Raw genomic sequence first — 24,687 nt, 5'->3', positions numbered from 1 at the left:
GGGCAAGACAGATTAGCGCCCTGCTACTTTCCCACGTTTTTTGTTCGCGGCAGGCGTCTGGCGCTGATGCGCCACAGGCGTGTGCTTGGTCAACGCCGGACGGGTATGACGGTTCTGGCGACGCGCTTCGCGCATCTCTTCCAGCGTAGGCGCCGGAACCAGACATTCGCGACGACCACCGATCAGATGCTTTTTCCCCATATCTTCCAGCGCCTGGCGGATTAACGGCCAGTTGGCTGGGTCGTGGTAACGCAGCAGCGCTTTATGCAGACGACGCTGTTTATCACCTTTCGGCACCACCACGTCTTCACTCTTGTAACCAATTTTACCCAGCGGGTTTTTCCCGGTGTAATACATGGTTGTGGAGTTCGCCAATGGTGAAGGATAGAAGTTCTGCACCTGATCCAGACGGAAACGACGTTGCTTCAGCCACAGCGCCAGATTCACCATATCCTCGTCACGCGTCCCAGGATGCGCAGAAATAAAGTACGGGATCAGGTACTGCTCTTTACCGGCCTGTTTAGAGTAGGTGTCGAACAATTCCTTAAAGCGATCGTAGCTGCCCATCCCCGGCTTCATCATCTTCGACAGCGGGCCTTCTTCAGTATGCTCTGGCGCAATCTTCAGATAACCGCCCACGTGGTGGGTCGCCAGCTCTTTGATATAGCGCGGATCTTCGACCGCGATGTCATAGCGCACACCTGAAGCGATAAGGATCTTTTTAATGCCTTTCAAATCACGCGCACGGCGATAGAGGTTAATCGTCGGCTCGTGGTTGGTATCCATATGCGGACAGATATCCGGGTAGACGCATGACAAACGACGGCAGGTTTGCTCCGCACGCGGTGACTTACAGCGCAGCATATACATATTCGCCGTTGGGCCGCCGAGATCGGAAATCACGCCGGTAAAGCCCGGAACGGTGTCGCGAATAGCTTCGATTTCATTGATGATCGAGTCTTCAGAGCGGCTCTGGATAATGCGGCCTTCGTGCTCGGTGATCGAACAGAACGAGCAGCCGCCAAAACAGCCACGCATAATGTTGATCGAGAAACGGATCATCTCATAGGCCGGAATGCGGCTGTCGCCATACGCCGGATGCGGCACGCGCTTGTACGGCAGCGCAAAGACACTGTCCATTTCTTCGGTAGAGAGCGGAATGGCTGGCGGGTTGATCCAGATGTAGCGATCGCCATGCTTTTGCATCAGCGCGCGCGCACAGCCGGGGTTGGTTTCGTGGTGCAGGATACGCGACGCATGTGCATACAGCACTTTATCGCCCTTCACTTTTTCGAAGGACGGCAGCAGCACGTAGGTTTTTTCCCACGGTTTCGGGCGCGGCGGCTGTACGGTTACCGCTTTCGCTTCCTGCTTTTTCGGGGCGACAGGTTTGTTGTCGGCACACGGCAGATCCTCGCCGTATGGATGCGGGATCGGGTCAATTTTGCCCGGCGTGTCGAGACGCGTGGAATCCACCCCACTCCAGCCCGGCAGCGCTTCTTTAACCATAATCGCGGTGTTACGCACGTCGCGGATCTGATCGATAGTTTCACCCATCGCCAGACGATGCGCCACTTCCACCAGCGGACGTTCGCCGTTACCGAACATCAGCATGTCGGCTTTTGAATCCACCAGCACGGAGCGACGAACGGTATCAGACCAGTAGTCGTAGTGCGCGGTACGGCGCAGGCTGGCCTCAATACCGCCGAGAATAACCGGCACATCTTTCCATGCTTCCTTACAGCGCTGGGTATAGACCAGCGTCGCGCGGTCCGGGCGTTTGCCCGCCACGTTGTCTGGCGTATAAGCATCGTCATGGCGCAGTCGGCGATCGGCGGTATAACGGTTGATCATCGAATCCATGTTGCCTGCGGTTACACCAAAGAACAGGTTCGGTTTACCCAAACGCATAAAATCGTCTTTGTTGTTCCACTCCGGCTGGGCGATAATCCCAACACGAAAGCCCTGCGCTTCCAGCATACGGCCGCAAATTGCCATGCCAAAGCTGGGATGATCGACGTATGCATCGCCGGTAACCAGAATGATGTCGCAGCTATCCCAGCCAAGTTGGTCCATTTCGTCACGTGACATCGGCAAAAATGGTGCCGGGCCAAAACAGGCAGCCCAGTACTGCGGCCAGGAGAAAAGGTCTCTGTCCGGCTGGATCAGGGATATTGCGCTCATAGTGCTTCCAAAAATGGTAAAAAAATAATCAAAGGCCGGGGATTATACGCTGTATGTCGGCAAGAAATGAAGTGGAGTCTGAGTCGGACAAGTAGAAAGTGATTTAAATTGTTAAATTTTACGACGCCCATTTTTATCATTCATAATTAACACCATGCCGGCCAGCTGAGATAACTCTTTTTCGGCGGGGGATTTTTCATTGCGACTCAACGATTCACTGCATATTTCCCAGTTACGGGTAGTTGTTCACCTGTGCGGATTTCTGGTTCTTCTCTACAGCTTCTCCATGCTGCCGCCGATGACCATTGCTCTGTTAAATAAAGAGCGGAGCTTTTTCGCTTTTTTCAGCACATTTATGACGTTCTTTACCCTCGGCGGTGGAGCGTGGCTGGCAACCAAACATGCAGGAATTCAACTACGAACCCGGGATGGCTTCGTCATTATCGTCCTGTTCTGGCTGCTGTTTTCGTTTATCAGCGCCATGCCGATGTGGATGGACGATGGCTTAAATCTCTCCTTTGCCGATGCCCTGTTCGAAGGGGTTTCCGGGATAACCACCACTGGCGCTACGGTAATTGACGACGTCAGCGCCTTGCCGAAATCGTATCTGTATTATCGGGCTCAGCTCAATTTTATTGGCGGCCTGGGGGTTATTGTCCTTGCCGTGGCGGTATTACCCCTGCTGGGTATTGGTGGTATGAAGCTGTATCAGTCTGAAATGCCAGGTCCCTTTAAAGAAGAACGCCTCACGCCAAGGCTTGCTGATACCGCTCGTACGCTGTGGCTGACCTACGTCATTCTCGGCCTTATTTGTACTCTGGCCTACTGGATTGCCGGGATGTCGTTTTTCGATGCCTTATGCCACGGGCTGTCGACGGTCTCTCTCGGCGGATTTTCCACCCGTAGTGAGAGCATCGGGTTTTATAACAGCCACGCTATTGAGTTAGTCGCCGGACTGTTTTCACTGCTATCTGCGTTTAACTTCACCCTCTGGTACGTAGCTATTGTGAAACGTACCTTTAAGCCCTTTCGTCGTAATGCCGAGCTGCGTTTCTTTCTGCTTATTGCGCTGGTTGTCACCCTGATCGCCACCTGGCAGGTCTGGCGGGCGGGTATGTACGGGATAACGGACAGCCTGGTGCATGCCTTTTTTCTGGCCAGCTCCATGCTGACAGATAATGGCCTGTCGACGGCGGATTATGCGCAGTGGCCTTCGCACACGATCTTCATGCTGCTCAGCGCCAGTTTCTTCGGCGGTTGTGTCGGCTCGACCTGCGGGGGGATTAAGGTGCTGCGTTTTTTGATTATGTTCAAGCAATGCCGTCAGGAGTTACATCAGCTCGCGCATCCTCGCGCCCTGCTGAATATCAAAGTGGGCAATAACGTGGTAAGCGACCGAGTAGTGCGTTCGGTATGGAGCTTTTTCTTTCTCTACGTTTTATTTACCAGCTTTTTTATCTGGGCGCTCAATCTGATGGGCTACGATCTCTTCTCCTCTTTCGCCACCGTTGCCGCCTGCATCAATAACATGGGGCTGGGATTTGGCATCACCGCAACGACGTTTGGCACCTTAAACGAGGAGGCAAAACTTCTGATGTGCGCGGCCATGATCATGGGGCGTCTGGAGATTTACCCCATACTGATCCTGTTCTCGCGCATGTTCTGGCGGGCGTAACGGAAACTCCGGCGCATTACGGCGCCGGGTTCACCAACATCTGTCCGATCGAGCCACGATCCGCCATTTCCAGCGTCTGACTGTTAAAGTAGAACGGGAAATGAGCCCAGGAAGGTTGTCCGTAGTAGACCAGTAATTCAACCTGGCCGTCGACCCAGACGGTATCTTTCCAGCCCCGGTCTTCCGGGAACGGCATTGCGCCATTCACATTACGGATCAGGAACGAGACGCCTTCGATATGGAAAGACTGAGGCATATCCGCTCGTACCGTCCAGCGCTCCCAGGAGCCCTGCTGAGCGGTAATATCCATGCGGTTGACGTCCCACAGCTGACCGTTGATGCCGGGATCGTCATCCAGACTGATATCACGGCTGCGAATCGGTGAACCACTGAGGATTTCCGTTGGCAGCAGGCGCATTGGCAGACTGTCGGTCACCAGCGGCAGGAGACCGGTCGGGCGCAGCGTCAATACCAGCGTGGAGATGAGAATACTGGAAGGCTCAAAGAATCCGCGGATCCTGTCGACAATGCTGGCCGCCTCACCACAGGTGATAGAGACCTCATTTCCGTTAGTCATATCCACCAGGATCTCACGGCGCTCGCCAGGCGCCAGCGAGAGCTGCTTCACCGAAACGGGCGCAGGTAAAAAGCCCTGATCGCTGGAAATCACATGCAGCGCGCGGCCATCGCTCATTTGCAACTGGTAACGACGCGAGTTTGAAGCGTTCAGCAAACGCAAACGCACCCAGCCGCGAGAGACTTCGACATACGGGCTTTGCGCCCCGTTGACCAGCAGCGTATCACCGACAAAACCACCGCTGCCGGGTTCGCTGTACTCCGGCGTACCAAAGTTGTCCAGACGCTTGTCCTGGATAATGATCGGAAAATCATCCACGCCGTAGTGGTTGGGAATAGACAGTGATTTACTCACTTCATCTTCAATCAGCCACATCCCGGCAAGACCGTTATAAACCTGCTGGGCAGTACGATTTGGCGTATTGGCGTGATACCACAGCGTAGCGGCATTCTGACGAATCGGCAGCACAGGTGCCCAGTCTGCATTAGGGGACATCATGCGCGCCGGGCCGCCCATCAGCGGGCCTGGCACCTGTAATCCAGCGACAGTCATCGAGACATTTTCAGTCAGACGGTTGCTGTAGATAAGTTTGACGTCATCCCCTTTCCAGACGCGGATCGTCGGTCCCAGGTAGCGACCGTTAATCCCCCAGACAGGTGCGCGCGTGCCTTGCGTGAAGGACCAGTGGGCGCGTTGCAGCGTCATAAATAACGGCTGCCCCCGACGGGACTCCAGCAGCGGAGGTACGGGTAACGGTTGTTGCTGACCGGCAGCATTAGCCTTCAGCGGAACAGCACCTGCACACAGTGCGATCCCCGATGCCTGAATGAACTGACGCCGACTGAATGACATATAAACTCCATGAAAAACTGGCGATTAACACGCAGGAAATCTTTTCCTGTAACAAACCCGAATTGCGCGGATTAAACCTTACCGGCGGCTTCCCGCTCAGCAACTTCTTTATCGAGTTCTGCGATTTTTTGTTCCATCAGCGTACGGCAATGCGCTGCCAGTTCACGAACCTGATCTTTCCCAAAGTGGCTAATATCTACCGGCGGCAACATCTCGACAATCGCCAGACCATTATTGAGTCTGTTTAATTTTATCTTGTTCGAGGTGGTTGAAACGCACACCGGAATAACCGGGACACCCGCCGCAATCGCCGCATGAAACGCGCCGGTTTTAAACGGCAACAGACCGCGACCACGGCTACGCGTTCCTTCCGGGAACATCCAGATAGAAATACGACGTTTTTTGAAATGATTCACCACCGCCGCAATGGTGCTGTGCGCTTTGGTACGGTTGTTTCTGTCAATCAGCAGGTTGCCGGTTAACCAGTACAGCAGCCCGAAGAATGGGATCCACAACAGGCTTTTTTTGCCGACTGTCACCGTCGGCGGCTGAACGATATTCGCAGCGGTAACCATGTCATAGTTGTTCTGATGATTACAAATATAGATAGCATTACCATAGTTCTGCGCGTCTGCCGGCATGCGGCACTCAACCTTAAGGCCATAAAGGGGAGCCAGGCGGCCAAACATATGACCGAACGTTGCGACGTGTTTTGGATTTCGTGGGCTGAACAGACAGTATATGCAACCGAAAATACAGACCAGAACGCAGTAAATAACAGTAATGATTAAACGAAAAATATATAGCATAACAACCTCTGAGGCCTAAGAGCCTGGCATTTTACGTCACCTGATTCATCACGCAGTATCAGGTTAGGGCTTTGTTAAGGGCGGCTCTCTGGAAAAGCGTATTGTTAATCGCAACGCACGAATAAACAACGGTTTCACGGGAATTTTTAACCTTGGCTCTCCCCGGGCTAAAACAGGGAGAGCCGGACGGTAGCGTTATTCTTCGCTGTCGCCGTGACTGGCGCGTCGAGGCGAGTCAATGTCAATGCGATCGATACGCTGCAGACCACGCATTAGCGTACCGCGACGGCCACGCTCGCCGGTCACTTTCTGCAACTCTTCAGGACGCAGTTTAATTTTGCGCTTACCAACGTGGATAGTCAGCGTGCTTTGTGGCGGCAGCACGTAGAGCTGCGCCAGGCCATCTTCACCTTTCGCCGCTTCCGCTGAAGGGATATTGATAATCTTGTTCCCTTTGCCTTTTGACAATTGCGGCAAATCGCTTACCGGGAACATCAACATGCGACCAGCCTGGGTGATTGCCAGCAGCATATCGGTTTCATCTTCAATCACAACCGGCGGCATAACGCGCGAATTTTCTGGCAGCGTAATCAATGCCTTACCAGCACGGTTACGAGCTACCAGGTCGTTGAAGGTGCAGACAAAACCGTAACCCGCATCGGATGCCATCAGCAGTTTCTGATCGTCGCCTTCCATCAGCATGTGCTCAACCGTCGCGCCCGGCGGCAGCGTGAGCTTCCCGGTCAGCGGTTCACCCTGTCCACGCGCCGACGGCAGCGTAATCGGGTCGATGGCGTAGCTGCGTCCGGTCGAGTCCACGAACACCACCGGTTGGTTGCTCTTACCCTTCACCGCAGACTTAAAGCTATCGCCCGCTTTATAGCTTAATCCCGGCGCATCAATGTCGTGGCCTTTCGCGCTACGCACCCAACCACTCTGAGACAGCACAATGGTCACTGGCTCTGACGGCAGCATGTCGTGCTCGCTCATCGCCTTCGCTTCTTCACGTTCCTGCAGCGGAGAGCGGCGTTCGTCGCCATAGGCCTCGGCATCAGCCTGCAGCTCTTTCTTCAGCAGGTTACTCATTTTACGCTCGGAAGCCAGAATGCCTTGCAGCTGATCGCGCTCTTTCGCCAGCTCATCCTGCTCGCCGCGGATTTTCATCTCTTCGAGTTTGGCAAGGTGGCGCAATTTCAGCTCAAGAATGGCTTCAGCCTGGGTTTCAGAAATGCCAAACCGCGACATCAGCTCGGGCTTAGGTTCATCCTCATGACGAATAATTTCGATCACTTCGTCAATGTTGAGGAACGCCACCAGCAAACCTTCAAGGATATGCAAGCGTTTAAGCACTTTTTCCAGACGATAGTTCAGGCGACGACGTACGGTATCGCGGCGAAACGCCAGCCATTCGGTGAGGATCTCCAGCAGATTTTTCACCGCCGGACGACCATCAAGACCGATCATATTCAGATTGATGCGGTAGCTTTTTTCCAGATCGGTGGTGGCAAACAGGTGGTTCATCACCTGCTCCATATCCACACGATTGGAGCGCGGGACAATCACCAGACGGGTCGGGTTTTCGTGATCCGATTCGTCGCGCAGGTCGTCTACCATCGGAAGCTTTTTATTGCGCATTTGAGCGGCGATCTGCTCCAGCACTTTTGCCCCGGAAACCTGATGCGGCAGTGCGGAAATCACCACCGCGCCATCTTCTTTCGTCCATACCGCGCGCATACGTACGGAGCCACGTCCGTTTTCGTAAATCTTACGAATCTCTGCCCGCGAGGTAATGATCTCCGCTTCGGTCGGGTAATCCGGCCCCTGCACGATGTCCAGCAACTGATCCAGCGTCGTTTTCGGCTGCTCAATCAGGGTAATCGCCGCTTTCGCCACTTCACGCAGGTTGTGTGGCGGAATGTCCGTCGCCATACCAACGGCAATACCGGTCGTGCCGTTCAACAGAATATTTGGCAGACGCGCAGGCAGCATCTTCGGTTCCTGCATGGTGCCGTCGAAGTTTGGCACCCAGTCCGACGTTCCCTGTCCAAGTTCACCCAGCAGAACTTCCGCATATTTAGACAGGCGGGATTCGGTATAACGCATCGCCGCGAAGGATTTCGGATCGTCCGGCGCCCCCCAGTTCCCCTGCCCGTCGACCAGCGGATAACGGTAAGAGAACGGCTGCGCCATCAGCACCATCGCTTCATAACAAGCGCTGTCGCCGTGTGGGTGGTATTTACCCAGTACGTCACCGACGGTACGGGCGGATTTTTTAAATTTGGCGCTGGCATTCAGCCCCAGTTCGGACATCGCGTACACGATGCGACGCTGAACGGGTTTCAAACCATCGCCAATAAACGGCAACGCCCTGTCCATGATGACGTACATGGAGTAGTTCAGATAGGCGGTTTCCGTGAATTCATGCAGCGCCAGGCGCTCTGCCATATCGCTCATTAATCGTGGTTCCTCAACTTTGTACCCCTCTATTGAAGGGCAATATTGCCGCAGATACTACCCTATCTGGCGTGTTGAGTCACAAAGAAAAGGGCCACGAGTGCGGCCCTGATGGGGATTATTTGGCAACTTTGGTAATCTGTTTCACGTCGATTTCAACGGAGTTCCAGTCTTTATCCACTTCACCCTGGATTTCAACCACATCCTGCGGTGTGACGGTTACGCCGTTCCAGCGCTTGTGGTCGATATCCACATTCACCATGCCGGTCGCATCTTTAAACACATACAGGTCGTCGGAAATACGCTCAACGATGTTCCCGCGCAGGGTAACCCAAGTGTCATCACGCAGTGATTTGGCGCTTTCTACCGTCGCGCTGCTACCATTCGGGCCGACAAATCCGCCATTTTGGCTTTGCGTGGTGGTTGTCGGTCCAGAGAAACCGCCCTGCTGCGCTGCCAGAACAGGTGCGGAACACAGTGCCATTACGGCAACCATTGCAGCTAATTTTTTCATCGTCATGTCTCCCTTTCATTTTGGTTTACGACTATTAAATAAGTTAATCCTTAACAAGTTCTTAAGGCAAAAAAAGATACTTTTTTTGCTGTACAGAGGCTGTAGTCACAAGGTTTACTGACGCTAATGAGAGCGGCTGCAGGGAAGAACATATGCGTATTTTACTGATCGAAGATGACACATTGATCGGCGACGGCCTGAAAACAGGTCTGAGTAAAATGGGTTTCAGCATCGACTGGTTTACCGAGGGTCGCCAGGGGAAAGAAGCGCTCTACAGCGCCCCTTATGATGCGGTGATCCTCGACCTGACGCTGCCAGGCATCGACGGACGGGAGATCTTGCGCGAATGGCGAGCCAACGGGAAGCAGGAGCCAGTGCTGATTCTGACCGCTCGCGACGCGCTGGCGGAACGCGTTGAGGGTCTGCGTCTCGGCGCGGATGACTATCTGTGCAAACCCTTTGCGCTGATCGAAGTTGCCGCCAGGCTGGAGGCTCTGGTGCGCCGTGCCAGCGGCCAGGCGAGCAACATATTGCGCCATGGCCAGGTGACGCTTGATCCCGGCGCGCTGGTTGCCACGTCGGCAGATGAGCCTTTGTCTCTCAAACCCAAAGAGTTCGCTCTACTGGAGCTGCTGATGCGCAATAAGGGTCGCGTCCTGCCCCGCAAACTGATTCAAGAAAAACTGTATACCTGGGACGAAAACGTCTCCAGCAATGCGATTGAAGTACACGTCCATCACTTACGCCGTAAGCTCGGCAGCGACTTTATCCGTACCGTGCATGGCATTGGCTACACCCTGGGTGACGCATGAAACTCACACAACGCCTCAGCCTGCGCGTCAGGCTAACGCTTATTTTTCTGATTCTGGCATCAGCAACCTGGGCCGTTTCCAGCTTTGTAGCCTGGAAGCAGACCACCGACAATGTCGATGAGCTGTTTGATACCCAACTGATGTTGTTCGCCAAGCGGCTTAGCACGTTGGATATCAGCGACGTCACCACCTCAAGCAATATGGCTCGCACGCCGAAGAAGCTCAAGCACGGCCATATTGATGACGACGCGCTGACGTTTGCCATCTTCACCATCAACGGCAAAATGGTATTGCACGATGGCGACAACGGCCAGGACATTCCCTACAGCTACACCCGCGAAGGCTTTACCGATGGCCAACTCAAGGGGGACAACGACGCATGGCGTTTTCTGTGGCTGAATTCCGCTGACGGCAAATACCGCATTGTGGTAGGCCAGGAGTGGGAGTATCGAGAGGATATGGCGCTGTCGATCGTCACCGCCCAGTTAACACCGTGGTTGATTGCGCTGCCGCTGATGTTGCTAATCCTGGTGGTCATGATTAGCCGTGAACTCAGGCCGCTAAAAAAACTGGCGCAGGCTCTGCGCTGGCGCTCACCGGAATCGGAAGAGCCGCTCGATCCGAAAGGTGTGCCAAGCGAAGTACGCCCGTTGGTTGAATCGCTCAATCAATTGTTTACTCGCACCCATTCCATGATGGTTCGCGAACGGCGTTTCACTTCTGATGCTGCCCACGAGCTGCGCAGCCCGTTGACCGCGCTGAAAGTACAAACAGAAGTGGTGCAACTGTCAGACGACGACCCGCAAACGCGGGAAAAAGCGCTGGTACAGTTGCATGCGGGAATTGAACGCGCCACCCGACTGGTCGATCAGTTACTGACGCTTTCACGCCTCGACTCCCTCGACAATCTTCAGGATGTGGCGGAAATCTCGCTGGAGGAGCTTTTGCAATCCGCGGTGATGGATATCTACCATCCAGCCCAGCAGGCGCACATCGACGTGCGTTTGCAGATTAACGCGCACAACATCATGCGCACAGGACAGCCGCTGTTGCTGAGCCTGATGGTACGAAATCTGCTGGATAATGCGATCCGCTACAGCCCGCGGGGTAGCATTGTGGAAGTGACGCTCAACGCCCGTAATTTTAGCGTCAAGGATAATGGTCCTGGCGTTGCGCCAGAGGTCCTTACGCACATCGGGGAACGCTTTTATCGTCCACCGGGACAAAGCGTGACTGGCAGCGGTCTCGGCCTATCGATTGTCCGCCGTATCGCAATATTGCATGGAATGTCAGCCTCGTTTGGCAACGCTCCGCAAGGTGGCTTTGAAGCGAAGGTCAGTTGGTAATTGCGTTATTATTGCTCAAATAGCAAAAGACTTTGCACATTTTGCTAATTTCACCGCGTCGCTGGTAGGGGTAAAATCGTCTTCAAACGTATTTCCCTGAGGACACAAAATGAGCAACATTCTGATTATCAATGGTGCGAAAAAATTCGCCCACTCCAACGGTCAGTTAAACGACACCCTGACCGAGGTCGCGGATGGCCTTCTGCGCGACCTCGGGCATGATGTTAAAATCGTGCGCGCCGACAGCGACTATGACATTTCTGATGAAGTACAGAACTTCGTCTGGGCCGATGTGGTTATCTGGCAAATGCCTGGCTGGTGGATGGGTGCGCCGTGGACCGTGAAAAAATACATTGATGACGTGTTTACCGAAGGTCACGGTACGCTGTACGCCAGCGATGGTCGCACGCGTTCAGATGCGTCTAAAAAATACGGCTCCGGTGGGCTGATTCAGGGCAAAAAATACATGCTGTCACTGACCTGGAACGCACCGATGGAAGCTTTTACTGAAAAAGATCAGTTCTTCCATGGCGTTGGCGTTGATGGCGTTTATCTCCCGTTCCATAAAGCAAACCAGTTCCTGGGAATGGAAGCGCTGCCGACCTTTATCACCAATGACGTGATTAAAATGCCGGACGTCCCGCGTTATATCGCAGAATATCGCAAGCATCTGAACGAAATTTTTGGTTAACTGGTAACCTGGAATTAGAAGGAGTTAACCATGCTTACCGTTATTGCAGAAATCCGTACACGTCCAGGTCAACATCACCGCCAGGCGGTACTGGATCAATTCGCTAAAATCGTTCCAACCGTATTGAAAGAAGAAGGCTGCCACGGCTACGCGCCGATGGTCGATCATGCTGCTGGCGTCAGTTTTCAGACCACAGCCCCGGACTCAATCGTGATGGTTGAACAGTGGGAAAGCATTGCGCATCTTGAAGCGCATTTGCAGACACCGCATATGAAAGCCTATAGCGAAGCCGTGAAAGGCGACGTGCTGGACATGAGTATTCGTATTCTGGAGTCTGGCATTTAAGATTGTCGATTTGCCGGATAACGCCATAAACAAACGTATCCGGCTTATATTGCAATCCTCAGGCCTGGTAAGCCCAGCGCCACCAGGCATTCACGGTCAATTACCCTTCGAGATCCGCCAGGTCGCCTTTCTCCTGCAACCAGTTACGGCGATCTTCAGAACGCTTCTTGGCCAGCAGCATATCCATCATTGCGTTGGTACGCTGATCGTCTTCGTCATCGATGATGAGCTGCACCAGGCGGCGGGTATTCGGATCCAGCGTAGTTTCACGCAGCTGCATCGGGTTCATTTCACCCAGACCTTTAAAGCGCTGCACGTTCGGCTTGCCTTTCTTGCGTTTTAACTGCTCCAGCACGCCCGCTTTCTCTTCTTCCGTCAGCGCGTAATACACCTCTTTACCGAGGTCGATACGGTATAACGGCGGCAGCGCCACATAGACGTGACCGTGTTTCACCAGCGTACGGAAGTGTTTCACAAACAGCGCGCACAGCAGCGTGGCGATGTGCAAACCATCGGAGTCCGCATCCGCCAGAATACAGATCTTACCGTAGCGCAGCTGGCTCAGATCATCACTGTCCGGATCGATGCCGATCGCCACCGAAATATCGTGAACTTCCTGCGAAGCCAACACTTCATCGGAAGAGACTTCCCAGGTGTTGAGGATCTTACCTTTCAGCGGCATGATCGCCTGATATTCACGATCGCGCGCCTGTTTAGCCGATCCGCCCGCCGAGTCACCTTCGACGAGGAACAGTTCGGTGCGATTAAGATCCTGTGCGGTACAGTCCGCCAGTTTCCCCGGCAACGCCGGACCGCTGGTCAACTTCTTGCGCACTACTTTTTTCGCGGCCCGCAGACGACGCTGGGCGCTGGAAATCGCCATCTCAGCCAGCAGTTCGGCTGATTGCACGTTCTGGTTCAGCCACAGGCTGAAAGCATCTTTCACCACGCCAGAGACGAATGCCGCGCACTGCCGCGAAGAGAGACGCTCTTTGGTTTGTCCGGCAAACTGCGGATCCTGCATTTTTACTGACAGCACGTAAGCACAGCGATCCCAGATATCTTCCGCCGACAGCTTCACGCCGCGCGGCAGAATATTGCGGTATTCACAGAACTCGCGCATTGCATCCAGCAGACCCTGACGCAGGCCGTTAACGTGCGTACCGCCCTGCATGGTTGGGATCAGGTTCACATAGCTTTCAGTCAGCAGCTCGCCGCCTTCCGGCAGCCAGAGCAGCGCCCAGTCCACAGTTTCTGTTTCACCGCTGAAATTACCGATAAACGGTTTTTCCGGCAGCGTCGGCAGGCCATTTACCGCTTCGCTCAGATAGTCATTCAGGCCATCCTGGTAGCACCAGCGCTGTTCACTGTTATTGACCTCATCCTTAAAGGTGATCTCAACGCCTGGGCACAGCACAGCTTTGGCTTTCAGTACGTGCGTTAAGCGCGAAACGGAAAAACGCGGGCTGTCAAAGAAGCTTTCATCCGGCCAGAAGTGCACGCTGGTTCCGGTATTGCGTTTACCGCAGGTACCGACAACCTGTAAATCTTGCACCTTATCGCCGTTCTCAAACGCGATGTTGTACACCTGCCCGTCGCGGCGCACATTCACTTCCACACGCTTCGACAGGGCGTTGACCACGGAGATCCCCACCCCATGTAAACCACCAGAGAACTGATAGTTTTTGTTGGAGAACTTACCGCCTGCGTGCAGACGACAGAGGATCAGCTCTACCGCCGGAACGCCCTCTTCAGGGTGAATGTCTACCGGCATGCCGCGGCCATCATCAATAACTTCCAGAGACTGGTCGGCATGTAAAATCACGTCCACGCGTTTTGCGTGGCCCGCCAGTGCTTCATCCACACTGTTATCAATCACTTCCTGTCCAAGATGGTTCGGACGGGTTGTATCGGTGTACATCCCCGGGCGACGGCGTACCGGCTCAAGCCCAGTGAGTACCTCAATGGCATCAGCGTTATAAGTTTGCGTCATGGTTTAAATAAGCAATTCGAATTGATCGTCAGAAACTGTGCAGTCCAAGGAAATCGACAATCGGGTTGAAATAATCTTCGAAGCCCGTGAATGCGTGGTTTCCGCCCTCAATAACTGTCTGGCGGCAGGAGGCGTAATACGCCACCGCCTGGCGGTAGTCCAACACTTCATCGCCCGTTTGTTGAAGCAGCCAGATCAAATCCGGCGCTTCCAGCGGGTCAATCTGCATGACTTTAAGATCGTAAATATGGCGTGACTCTAGCACATATTGCTGCCCCGTGTAGGGGTTCTCGTTTTGACCGAGATAGTCGACCAGCAGTTCATAAGGTCGGACAGCAGGGTTCACCACCACCGCGGGCAGCATAAAACATTGCGACAGCCAGGTGGCGTAATAGCCTCCTAGTGAGGAACCGACAATTCCCAGCGACTCTCCGCCATGTTCGAGAATGATCGATTCCAGCATCTCTGCGGCCTGGGCCGGATACGGTGGCAACTGGGGTACGATCATCTCAACGTGCGGATGATGCTCCGCCAGCCAGTTTTTCAGCAAACATGCCTTCGCCGAACGAGGAGAACTATTAAATCCGTGAAGATAAAGAAGCGTAGACATCAGTAGCCTTCTGAAGCGGTATCAGGGTGGAACCGATTACCCTGCAGACGGCGTACCTGCGTCTGCAACGTCCCGTCAGCAAAAAGCTCCAGCGTCCGCCAGCCGGGGCTGATGGTATCTAACGTGAAGTTGGAACAGTGTGGCTTAAACTGCACACAGGTCGACGGCGTCGCCAGCAGGCGGCGTCCGTTCCAGTCCAAATCCAGTTCCTGATGAATATGCCCACACAACAAATACTTGGCACGAGGATAATTCACCAGCACGTTATCCAGCTCTGCGGCATTACGCAGGCTATGCTGATCGAGCCAGCTACAACCTGCTGGCAGAGGATGATGATGCAGAAGCAGCAAAGTATTGCGCTCAGGCGCATCGGCAAGTTTACGTTCCAGCCATTCGAGCTGAAATTCGCTTAATTCACCGTGGGGAACGCCGAACACCTGGCTGTCCAGCAACAGGATTTGCCACTGTTCACCAATAAAGACGCGTTTAGCGGGTGAAATCCCCGCGTCCTGTAGCGCGCTGTACATTGCCGGCTGAAAATCGTGATTGCCCGGTAGCCAAACGCAGGGCGCACGAAAGCTTGCGATGCCCTCAGCAAAATGCTGATAGGCCGCAGCGGATTGGTCCTGCGCCAAATCACCAGTCGCGACGATCAGATCGTATTCAGGCGACTCTGCATGTATTGCATCCAGTACGGATTGATAGCTGTCCCAGGTGTTTACACCCAGCAGCGTTTCATGCTTTTCGGCAAACAGGTGAGTGTCTGTAATTTGTAAGATCCTGACTCTGGCCTCACCAGCCAAAGGAAGGGTTAACAGGCTTTCCAAATGGTGTCCTTAGGTTTCACGACGCTAATAAACCGGAATCGCCATCGCTCCATGTGCTAAACAGTACCGTAACCAGTCGGCCAGAAACTGATTAATTTGATGCTTTTCGTCGCGTTGATGCAACTTTTTATTTGGATAATCATACCGCGCTTTGAAGCGAAAGATCTGCTGACTCGAACACACTTCGGCCACCCTCGCGTCATGATACAGGCGGACTGTCAATGACGGCAGGCTCCAGTAAGTGACCGCGGGTGCCGTTTGTTCGATCGCGACAAGCGTAGTGTATCGGGTCGATTCAACGATCGTTAACCGATATTGTGCGTTTGCGACCTGATAGCTCACTGTTTCACCGGCTGCATCATTACGTGGCAGCAGGCGGCGCAATTGCGAATAGTTGGTTTCGCACAGGCGCATCATTTCAGGGAAGTCAGGTGTGTAACGCTTCATTTTTTCCACTCAGTTTTTAACTCTTGATAGTGCAGCTGTAACCATTGCAAGGCGATGACAGAAGCCGCGTTGTCGATTTTCCCCTCTTCAACCCATTGATAAGCCTGCTCCCGGCTCACCACATGAACACGAATATCTTCGTTTTCATCAGCCAGACCGTGGATCCCGCTCGCGGTCGTGGCGTCCACTTCGCCAACTAAAATAGACAGGCGCTCACTGGTGCCGCCAGGGCTTGCCAGATAGCTCAGAACGGGCTTGGTACGTTTAACTTCCAGCCCGGCCTCTTCCATCGCTTCACGACGAGCCACTTCCTCAACGGTTTCGCCCTCTTCAATCATTCCGGCCACCATTTCCAGGAGCCACGGACTTTCGCTGGTATCAAACGCTGCGATACGGATCTGCTCGACCAGAACAACTTCGTCCCGCTCAGGGTCAAAGGGTAGCAAGACTGCCGCGTGTCCGCGCTCAAAAATTTCGCGCTTTACCTCACCACTCATACCGCCGTTAAACAGGCGATGGCGGAACCGATAAAGATCCAGTGAAAAAAAACCGCGGTATAGCGTTTCTCGTGCAATAATTTCTACATCATTTTTAGTGAAAGTCATTGGCAAGTTGTCTGGTTTACGCATTGTGCTGTCCTGAAACCAATAGTGATTAAAATGTGAATTTCAAGGTCGTTTGACTGATGTTTGAACGCCCTTGTGTTAAATTGATGCAAATTAACGCCGTATGGCACGTAACGCCAACTTTTTGAAGTGGCGGATTCTGCTAGAATCAGCAAATATTTTTACAATTTGATCAGCGCTAAATACTGCTTCACAACAAGGAATGCAAATGAAGAAATTGCTCCCCATCCTTATCGGCCTGAGCCTGTCGGGGTTCACTACTTTGAGCCAGGCAGAAAACCTGATGCAGGTTTATCAGCAAGCACGCCTGAGCAACCCGGAATTGCGTAAATCCGCCGCCGATCGCGATGCTGCATTCGAAAAAATTAACGAAGCGCGTAGCCCATTACTGCCGCAACTAGGTTTAGGTGCCGATTACACCTACAGCAATGGCTACCGTGATGCAAATGGCGTCAACTCCAACGCAACCAGCGCGTCATTACAATTGACTCAGACGCTGTTCGACATGTCTAAATGGCGTGCCCTGACGCTGCAAGAAAAAGCAGCAGGCATCCAGGACGTAACGTATCAGACCGATCAGCAAACGCTGATCCTGAATACCGCTACCGCTTATTTTAACGTACTGAACGCGATTGACGTGCTGTCTTACACTCAGGCACAGAAAGATGCGGTCTATCGTCAGTTAGATCAGACCACACAGCGTTTTAACGTGGGCCTGGTCGCCATCACTGACGTACAGAACGCCCGTTCACAATACGATACCGTACTGGCGAACGAAGTTACCGCGCGTAACAATCTCGACAACGCGGTAGAACAGCTGCGCCAGGTGACCGGTAACTACTACCCGGAACTGGCTTCGCTGAACGTTGATGGCTTTAAAACCAACAAACCGCAGGCGGTGAACGCGCTGCTGAAAGAAGCAGAAAACCGCAACCTCTCATTATTGCAGGCGCGTTTGAGCCAGGATCTGGCGCGTGAACAGATTCGTCTGGCGCAGGATGGTCACTTACCGACGCTGGGTTTGACCGCCTCTACCGGCGTTTCTGACACCTCCTACAACGGGTCGAAAACCAACACCTCCCAGTATGACGACAGCAACATGGGCCAGAACAAAATCGGTCTGAACTTCTCGCTGCCGCTGTACCAGGGCGGGATGGTTAACTCGCAGGTGAAACAAGCGCAGTACAACTTTGTTGGCGCGAGCGAACAACTGGAAAGCGCACACCGTAGCGTGGTGCAAACCGTGCGTTCTTCGTTCAACAACATTAATGCTTCTATCAGTAGCATTAACGCGTACAAACAAGCGGTTGTCTCTGCCCAAAGCTCTTTAGATGCGATGGAAGCAGGCTATTCCGTAGGTACCCGTACCATCGTGGATGTGTTGGATGCCACCACCACGCTGTACAACGCCAAGCAGCAACTGGCGAATGCGCGTTATACCTATCTTATCAACCAGCTTAACGTCAAATCTGCACTCGGTACGCTGAACGAGCAGGATCTGGTGGCGCTGAACAATACGCTGGGTAAACCGATCCCGACTTCTCCGGATAGCGTCGCGCCGCAAAATCCGCAGCAAGATGCCGCTGTGAATGACTTTAACAGCAACGGCAATATGCCTGCGGCTCAACCAACGGCTGCACGTTCAACCAGCAGCAACGGTAACAACCCGTTCCGTAACTGATGCTGATGACGGGGCTTCGGCCCCGTCTGAACGTAAGGCAACGTAAAGATCCACCCCTTCTTCCGCATTCTCGCCTCTTCCCGCTTCAATTTCGACCAGTCATCCTCTATTCTGAGCAGAGTTACCACTGGGTCCTGGAAGACATAAATGAAACGGACAAAATCTATACATCACGCCTCGTTCCGCAAAAGCTGGAGCGCGCGCCACCTGACTCCTGTCGCTCTGGCAGTTACCGCTGTTTTTATGCTCGCGGGCTGTGAAAAGAGTGACGAAACGGTTTCGCTTTATCAGAACGCGGACGACTGCTCTGCAGCTAATCCGGGTAAAAGCGCCGAATGTACCACTGCGTTTAACAATGCGCTGAAAGAAGCTGAACGCACCGCGCCAAAATACGCCACTCGCGAAGACTGTATCGCTGAATTCGGCGAAGGCCAGTGCCAACAGGCACCTGCACAAGCGGGCATGGCGCCGACCGGTGAAGGTCAGGCTCAGGCGCAGAATCAAAGCAGCGGCAGCTTCTGGATGCCGCTGATGGCAGGCTATATGATGGGCCGCATGATGGGTGGCGGTATGGGCGCTCAGCAGCCGCTGTTCAGCTCGAAAAATCCGGCCAGCCCGGCATACGGCAAATATACGGATGCCGGCGGTAAAAACTACGGCGCCGCAACGCCAGGTCGCACCATGACCGTACCGAAAACCGCCATGGCGCCGAAACCGGCTACCACCTCTACCGTAACCCGCGGTGGATTTGGCGAATCTGTGGCTAAACAGAGCACCATGCAGCGTAGCGCAAGCGGTACTACCACTCGTTCAATGGGCGGCTGATCGTCATGGAAAGAGTCAGTATTGTTGAGCGCCCGGACTGGCGCGATAAAGCCACCGAATACGGTTTCAACTTTCACACTATGTACGGCGAGCCGTACTGGTGTGAGGATGCGTATTATAAGCTCACGCTTGCTCAGGTCGAAAAGCTGGAAGAGGTCACCGCAGAGCTGCATCAAATGTGTCTCAAAGTGGTGGAAAGGGTCATCGCCAGCGATGAGCTGATGACCAAGTTTCGCATTCCGAAGCATACCTGGGGCTTTGTCCGCCAGTCCTGGCTGACACAGCAGCCGTCGCTCTATTCGCGTCTCGATCTGGCGTGGGACGGCACGGGCGAGCCTAAGCTGTTAGAAAACAACGCCGATACGCCAACCTCTCTGTACGAAGCTGCGTTTTTCCAGTGGATCTGGCTGGAAGACCAACTCAATGCAGGCAACCTGCCGGAAGGCAGCGATCAATTCAACAGTCTGCAGGAAAAGCTGATCGAGCGTTTCGCCGAGCTGCGTGAGCAGTATGGTTTTCAGTTGCTACATCTGACCTGTTGTCGCGATACGGTGGAAGATCGCGGAACGATCCAGTATCTGCAGGATTGCGCTGCAGAAGCTGAAATCGCCACTGAATTCCTCTATGTCGAAGATATTGGTCTTGGTGAAAAAGGTCAGTTCACGGATATGCAGGATCAGGTCATTGCTAACCTGTTCAAGCTCTATCCGTGGGAATTCATGCTGCGCGAAATGTTCTCCACTAAGCTGGAAGACGCTGGCGTTCGCTGGCTGGAACCAGCCTGGAAGAGCATCATCTCCAACAAAGCGTTATTACCGCTGTTGTGGGAAATGTTCCCGGATCATCCGAATCTGCTGCCTGCGTATTTCGCCGAAGATGACTATCCTCAGATGGATAAATTCGTCGTAAAGCCGATCTTCTCACGTGAAGGCGCGAACGTTTCAATTATCGAAAACGGTAAAACGATCGAAGCAGTGGAAGGGCCGTACGGCGAAGAAGGTATGATCGTGCAGCAATTCCATCAGCTACCGAAGTTTGGCGACAGCTATATGTTGATCGGCAGCTGGCTAATCAACGATCAACCAGCTGGCATTGGCATTCGCGAAGACCGCGCGTTGATCACGCAGGATCTCTCGCGTTTCTATCCGCATATTTTTGTCGAATGACTGAGAGTGCCGGGTGGTGGCTGCGTCTTACCCGGCCTACAGCATGAACTGTAGGCTCGATAAGCGCAGCGCCATCGGGCATTTATCATCCGACCTGCACCGACAACATACTCAAACTTCCCATCTCAATCCCGTCAACAGGAATAGTCACCGGCTCTTTGCCGTCCCAGGCACCTAATACGTACAGCAGCGGCAGATAGTGATCCGGTGTCGGGTTCGATAACGATCCCCCTTCATGATCGAGATAGTTCACCAGCGGGTGCTGTTCAACCGGTCCCTGCCATGTCAGGTTTGCTTTAACATATTCGTTGAATGAAGTCGCCCACGGATATGGCGTGTTCTCACCGTGCCAACGCACTGTGCGCAGGTTATGCACCACGTTACCGCTGGCTACCAGCATAATGCCCTCATCACGCAGTGCCGCCAGCTTGCGGCCAATTTCAAAATGCCAGGCCGCAGGTTTGGTACTGTCAATGCTCAGCTGCACCATCGGAATATCCGCATGCGGGTACATCTTGATCAGCACGCCCCATGAACCGTGGTCAAAACCCCACGCCTCTTTGTCTAAGGTAACGGGTACTGGGGCCAGCAAGTCAACCAGATGCTGCGCCAGTTCCGGTGATCCAGGAGCCGGGTAATGGGTGTCATACAGCGCCTGCGGAAAACCGCCAAAATCGTGGATTGTTTTAGGCGCTTCCATCGCCGTCACGCCCGTGCCACGAGTGAACCAATGCGCCGAGACCACCACAATGGCTTTCGGGCGCGGCAACGTTTCCCCCAGTTGCTGCCAGGCGCGGGTATAAACGTTATCTTCCAGAACATTCATCGGGCTACCGTGGCCCAAAAACAATGCTGGCATACGAGTTGAAGACATGATGATATCCTTACTGAGGGAGTCATTTTGATACCACCACAATACGCTTATTCGGCTGATGAAGAACTCAGATAACCATGATGAAGATCATCAGTTATTTTGACGATCCAACCCGGACAGCAGATTGATAAGGAGTTTTATTTGTCGATGTCAGTACCTTTACTTCTGACTTTACTGGCAGGCGCCGCCACGTTTATCGGCGCATTTCTCGGCGTGTTAGGGCAAAAACCCTCCAACCGCGTACTCGCCTTTTCGTTAGGCTTCGCCGCAGGGATTATGTTACTGATCTCACTGATGGAGATGCTCCCAGCCGCACTGGCTGCTGAAGGTATGTCGCCGGTATTGGGCTACGGAATGTTTATCGTTGGCTTACTGGGATACTTTGGCCTGGACCGCCTATTGCCGCACGCGCACCCTCAGGATCTGGTACAGAAAACCACGCGGCCTCTGCCCGGCTCCATTAAACGTACCGCGATTTTATTAACGCTCGGCATTAGCCTGCACAACTTCCCGGAAGGGATAGCGACGTTTGTTACCGCCAGCAGCAACCTCGAGCTAGGCTTTGGTATTGCCCTTGCCGTCGCATTACACAATATTCCTGAAGGATTAGCCGTTGCGGGTCCAGTCTATGCAGCCACGGGCTCCAAACGGACGGCGATATTCTGGGCCGGGATCTCGGGCATGGCGGAAATCCTGGGTGGCGTACTGGCGTGGTTAATTCTGGGGAGCCTGATCTCGCCGGTGGTGATGGCGGCAATAATGGCAGCAGTCGCAGGAATTATGGTGGCGCTGTCCGTCGATGAGCTAATGCCGTTGGCAAAAGAGATCGACCCGAATAATAATCCCAGCTATGGGGTACTTTGTGGAATGTCGGTGATGGGGTTAAGTCTTGTCATCCTCCAGTCCATGGGGATCGGCTAATTCAGAGGGCGGATGCCACCCTGCTAATTTACAGCATCCGCTCATCCATAGCAGAACGTGAAGGACTATTCCTGTTCCTTAACCGCGCTGTTATCTTCGCCAGAACGACGAAAGAGTTTGTTTCGCGCCTCGAGTAATGCATCCCGGTCTTGCCGAAATGCCCGACAATAACGCTTCATATGGCAATAATAACCAACTGCAACGAGTGCAATTAATACAATCCAGTACCAGGCGATAAACATTCTTTTACCCTTAAAATTTAACATCATTAAACATTTAACGTTAAAATTTTACACAACCTTATTCTGACATACTCCTATAGTGGCATATTCCAGAAACAAATATATGATTTCGATCATATAAACCAGCAGCTATACAAATAGTTAACACCGTTATAAAAAATAAAACAATGTCGACAAGATCACACTGCGCAATAATAAATATTGCCCTTAAAATAACGCACTCATACCATCCAAAAAATAATAAAAATTAGCGCCTGCAAAATAATACACCTCATCAATATTAATATATTCACCATAAAAGTAGCATCGGCAATACCATTTTTTATTATATTCACATCGTAAAAACATAATATATTCAGCACTGTTATATCTAAAGATAATATAAGGAGATATATCCATGTTTACACAGTACCGAAAAACACTTCTAGCCGGAACGCTTGCACTGACGTTTGGCTTTGTCGCAGGTAATTCATTTGCCGCTGGTTTCCAACCAGCCCAGCCCGCAGGAAAATTGGGTGCGATAATCGTTGACCCATACGGAAACGCCCCTCTTACCGCACTGGTTGAATTAGATAGTCACGTTATTTCGGATGTTAAAGTTACCGTTCATGGTAAAGGTGAAAAAGGAGTCCCAATTACCTATGCCGTCGGCAAAGAATCCCTCGCCACCTACGATGGGGTTCCTATTTTTGGCCTTTATCAAAAGTTCGCTAATAAGGTCACTGTTGAATATAAAGAAAATGGCAAGGCCATCAAGGAAGATTACGTGGTGCAAACATCTGCCATCGTTAATCACTACATGGATAACCGTTCTATTTCCGATTTACAGCAAACAAACGTTATTAAGGTCGCACCTGGCTTTGAAGACCGTCTCTATCTGGTGAATACCCACACCTTTACCGCGCAGGGCGCAGAATTCCACTGGCATGGTGAAAAAGATAAAAATGCCGGTATCCTGGATGCAGGTCCGGCCGGTGGCGCATTACCCTTTGATATCGCACCCTTTACCTTTGTCGTTGATACGGAAGGCGAATATCGTTGGTGGCTGGATCAGGACACTTTCTATGACGGTCATGACATGGATATCAACAAGCGCGGTTACCTGATGGGGATACGGGAGACACCGCGCGGCACCTTCACCGCCGTACAGGGCCAGCACTGGTATGAGTTCGATATGATGGGCCAGATTCTGGCCGACCATAAGCTGCCGCGCGGATTCCTCGACGCATCGCATGAGTCCGTCGAAACGGTGAACGGCACCGTACTGCTTCGCGTGGGTAAACGTGATTATCGTAAGGAAGATGGCATTCACGTACAAACTATCCGCGACCAGATTATTGAAGTCGACAAATCCGGTCGTGTTGTTGACGTGTGGGATCTGACAAAAATTCTCGATCCGATGCGTGATGCACTGCTGGGTGCGTTGGATGCGGGCGCGGTATGCGTCAACGTGGACCTCGCTCATGCCGGCCAGCAGGCAAAACTGGAGCCAGATACCCCCTACGGTGATGCCCTCGGCGTGGGTGCGGGTCGTAACTGGGCGCACGTTAACTCCATCGCCTTTGACGCCAAAGACGACGCCATCATTATCTCTTCCCGCCATCAAGGGGTTGTCAAAATCGGTCGCGATAAACAGGTTAAGTGGATCCTTGCACCGTCTAAAGGCTGGAATAAGGCGCTGGCAAGCAAGCTGTTAAAACCGGTTGATGATAAAGGCAACGCACTGAAATGTGATGAAAATGGCAAGTGCGAGAATACCGATTTCGATTTTACCTACACTCAACACACCGCATGGCTCTCCAGCAAAGGAACGCTTACCATTTTTGACAACGGCGATGGCCGTGGACTCGAACAACCGGCGTTACCAACAATGAAATACTCCCGTTTCGTAGAATATAAAATTGACGAGAAAAAAGGGACCGTCCAGCAAATTTGGGAGTACGGAAAAGAGCGCGGTTATGATTTTTATAGCCCTATCACCTCGGTTATCGAATATCAAAAAGATCGCGACACCATGTTTGGCTTTGGTGGTTCGATTAATTTATTTGACGTTGGACAGCCAACCATCGGCAAAATCAACGAAATTGACTACAAAACAAAAGAAGTCAAAGTCGAAATTAATGTCCTGTCCGATAAGCCAAATCAAACTCACTACCGTGCATTGCTGGTTCATCCACGCCAAATGTTTAAATAATTACATTAGATTAAGGATTAAT

General features: G+C 52.7%; 22 protein-coding genes. 10 read left to right on the top strand and 12 right to left on the bottom strand.

The genetic code is table 11. From position 1 onward, the window contains the following. Positions 1 to 12: 12 nt before the first annotated feature. Positions 13 to 2,184: a YgiQ family radical SAM protein gene (locus tag HV237_RS03700; RefSeq protein WP_003024532.1), complete on the bottom strand. Its 2,172-nt coding sequence runs from the start codon at positions 2,182 to 2,184 to the stop codon at positions 13 to 15. A gap of 199 nt (positions 2,185 to 2,383) precedes the next feature. On the opposite strand from HV237_RS03700, the gene HV237_RS03695 reads away from it, so the two are divergent. Continuing rightward, on the top strand, positions 2,384 to 3,859 hold the full coding sequence (locus HV237_RS03695; RefSeq protein ID WP_047358642.1) for a TrkH family potassium uptake protein: 1,476 nt from the start codon (positions 2,384 to 2,386) through the stop codon (positions 3,857 to 3,859). Positions 3,860 to 3,875: 16 nt separating this feature from the next. On the opposite strand, the gene ftsP is transcribed toward HV237_RS03695, so the two are convergent. From ftsP to HV237_RS03675, 4 genes are all read right to left on the bottom strand, one after another. Further along, on the bottom strand, positions 3,876 to 5,288 hold the full coding sequence (ftsP, locus tag HV237_RS03690; RefSeq protein ID WP_016154508.1) for a cell division protein FtsP: 1,413 nt from the start codon (positions 5,286 to 5,288) through the stop codon (positions 3,876 to 3,878). A 71-nt stretch (positions 5,289 to 5,359) separates the two neighbouring features. After that, a complete protein-coding gene (gene plsC / locus HV237_RS03685) occupies positions 5,360 to 6,097 on the bottom strand; it encodes a 1-acylglycerol-3-phosphate O-acyltransferase (protein WP_016154509.1) in 738 nt (245 codons plus the stop codon). Between the two features lie 195 nt (positions 6,098 to 6,292). Further along, positions 6,293 to 8,551, bottom strand: coding sequence for a DNA topoisomerase IV subunit A (parC, locus tag HV237_RS03680; RefSeq protein WP_016157479.1), 2,259 nt, complete (start codon positions 8,549 to 8,551; stop codon positions 6,293 to 6,295). A gap of 118 nt (positions 8,552 to 8,669) precedes the next feature. After that, on the bottom strand, positions 8,670 to 9,065 hold the full coding sequence (locus HV237_RS03675) for a YgiW/YdeI family stress tolerance OB fold protein (protein WP_047358643.1): 396 nt from the start codon (positions 9,063 to 9,065) through the stop codon (positions 8,670 to 8,672). A gap of 152 nt (positions 9,066 to 9,217) precedes the next feature. Here HV237_RS03675 and qseB point away from each other — a divergent pair, with 152 nt between their 5' ends. The 4 genes from qseB to HV237_RS03655 all read left to right on the top strand — a co-directional run bounded on the left by qseB (position 9,218) and on the right by HV237_RS03655 (position 12,259). Further along, positions 9,218 to 9,877: a quorum sensing response regulator transcription factor QseB gene (gene qseB / locus HV237_RS03670; protein WP_047358644.1), complete on the top strand. Its 660-nt coding sequence runs from the start codon at positions 9,218 to 9,220 to the stop codon at positions 9,875 to 9,877. After that, positions 9,874 to 11,223 (top strand): quorum sensing histidine kinase QseC, encoded by a 1,350-nt coding sequence (qseC, locus tag HV237_RS03665; protein WP_047358645.1) that lies wholly within the window; start codon positions 9,874 to 9,876, stop codon positions 11,221 to 11,223. The genes qseB and qseC overlap by 4 nt, the downstream gene beginning before the upstream one ends. 109 nt (positions 11,224 to 11,332) lie before the next feature. Beyond that, positions 11,333 to 11,914 (top strand): NAD(P)H-dependent oxidoreductase, encoded by a 582-nt coding sequence (locus HV237_RS03660; RefSeq protein ID WP_047358646.1) that lies wholly within the window; start codon positions 11,333 to 11,335, stop codon positions 11,912 to 11,914. A gap of 30 nt (positions 11,915 to 11,944) precedes the next feature. Then, positions 11,945 to 12,259 (top strand): putative quinol monooxygenase, encoded by a 315-nt coding sequence (locus tag HV237_RS03655; RefSeq protein ID WP_016154515.1) that lies wholly within the window; start codon positions 11,945 to 11,947, stop codon positions 12,257 to 12,259. A 100-nt stretch (positions 12,260 to 12,359) separates the two neighbouring features. On the opposite strand, the gene parE is transcribed toward HV237_RS03655, so the two are convergent. The 5 genes from parE to nudF are packed head-to-tail and all read right to left on the bottom strand — an operon-like array spanning position 12,360 to position 16,765. After that, on the bottom strand, positions 12,360 to 14,252 hold the full coding sequence (gene parE / locus HV237_RS03650; protein WP_003024571.1) for a DNA topoisomerase IV subunit B: 1,893 nt from the start codon (positions 14,250 to 14,252) through the stop codon (positions 12,360 to 12,362). A 28-nt stretch (positions 14,253 to 14,280) separates the two neighbouring features. After that, positions 14,281 to 14,862 (bottom strand): esterase YqiA, encoded by a 582-nt coding sequence (yqiA, locus tag HV237_RS03645; protein WP_003024575.1) that lies wholly within the window; start codon positions 14,860 to 14,862, stop codon positions 14,281 to 14,283. Beyond that, positions 14,862 to 15,689, bottom strand: coding sequence for a 3',5'-cyclic-AMP phosphodiesterase (gene cpdA, locus HV237_RS03640; protein WP_016154517.1), 828 nt, complete (start codon positions 15,687 to 15,689; stop codon positions 14,862 to 14,864). Before cpdA ends, yqiA begins: the two co-directional genes overlap by 1 nt. 24 nt (positions 15,690 to 15,713) lie before the next feature. Beyond that, on the bottom strand, positions 15,714 to 16,136 hold the full coding sequence (locus HV237_RS03635) for a DUF1249 family protein (protein ID WP_003024582.1): 423 nt from the start codon (positions 16,134 to 16,136) through the stop codon (positions 15,714 to 15,716). Continuing rightward, positions 16,133 to 16,765, bottom strand: a complete 633-nt coding sequence (gene nudF, locus HV237_RS03630) for an ADP-ribose diphosphatase (protein WP_019077696.1) — start codon at positions 16,763 to 16,765, stop codon at positions 16,133 to 16,135. Before nudF ends, HV237_RS03635 begins: the two co-directional genes overlap by 4 nt. Before the next feature lie 199 nt (positions 16,766 to 16,964). Between nudF and tolC the strand changes: the two genes are divergently transcribed. From tolC to HV237_RS03615, 3 genes are all read left to right on the top strand, one after another. After that, the gene (gene tolC / locus HV237_RS03625) at positions 16,965 to 18,443 is read left to right on the top strand and encodes an outer membrane channel protein TolC (RefSeq protein ID WP_094168678.1); all 1,479 of its coding nucleotides are present in this window, start codon (positions 16,965 to 16,967) and stop codon (positions 18,441 to 18,443) included. Positions 18,444 to 18,590: 147 nt separating this feature from the next. Further along, positions 18,591 to 19,268: a DUF1190 family protein gene (locus HV237_RS03620; RefSeq protein WP_016154521.1), complete on the top strand. Its 678-nt coding sequence runs from the start codon at positions 18,591 to 18,593 to the stop codon at positions 19,266 to 19,268. A 5-nt stretch (positions 19,269 to 19,273) separates the two neighbouring features. Beyond that, positions 19,274 to 20,434, top strand: a complete 1,161-nt coding sequence (locus HV237_RS03615; protein WP_019077698.1) for a glutathionylspermidine synthase family protein — start codon at positions 19,274 to 19,276, stop codon at positions 20,432 to 20,434. An 85-nt stretch (positions 20,435 to 20,519) separates the two neighbouring features. Here the strand turns inward: HV237_RS03615 and ygiD are convergent, their stop codons facing one another. After that, complete coding sequence (gene ygiD / locus HV237_RS03610) at positions 20,520 to 21,308, bottom strand: 4,5-DOPA dioxygenase extradiol (RefSeq protein WP_047358648.1); 789 nt, start codon at positions 21,306 to 21,308, stop codon at positions 20,520 to 20,522. Positions 21,309 to 21,455: 147 nt separating this feature from the next. Here ygiD and zupT point away from each other — a divergent pair, with 147 nt between their 5' ends. Further along, a complete protein-coding gene (zupT, locus tag HV237_RS03605) occupies positions 21,456 to 22,229 on the top strand; it encodes a zinc transporter ZupT (protein ID WP_016157488.1) in 774 nt (257 codons plus the stop codon). Between the two features lie 65 nt (positions 22,230 to 22,294). Here the strand turns inward: zupT and HV237_RS03600 are convergent, their stop codons facing one another. Then, positions 22,295 to 22,471, bottom strand: a complete 177-nt coding sequence (locus HV237_RS03600; RefSeq protein ID WP_016154525.1) for a hypothetical protein — start codon at positions 22,469 to 22,471, stop codon at positions 22,295 to 22,297. Between the two features lie 397 nt (positions 22,472 to 22,868). Here HV237_RS03600 and HV237_RS03595 point away from each other — a divergent pair, with 397 nt between their 5' ends. Next, positions 22,869 to 24,665 carry an aryl-sulfate sulfotransferase gene (locus tag HV237_RS03595; protein WP_047358649.1) on the top strand — a complete coding sequence of 599 codons (1,797 nt, stop codon included), beginning with the start codon at positions 22,869 to 22,871 and terminating at the stop codon, positions 24,663 to 24,665. Positions 24,666 to 24,687 lie beyond the last annotated feature (22 nt).

The organism is Citrobacter sp. RHBSTW-00570 (assembly GCF_013739755.1).
GTDB classification, from domain to species: domain Bacteria; phylum Pseudomonadota; class Gammaproteobacteria; order Enterobacterales; family Enterobacteriaceae; genus Citrobacter; species Citrobacter braakii.
Note: the sequence above shows the minus strand (reverse complement) of the source record. Positions and strands in the feature narration are given on the sequence as shown.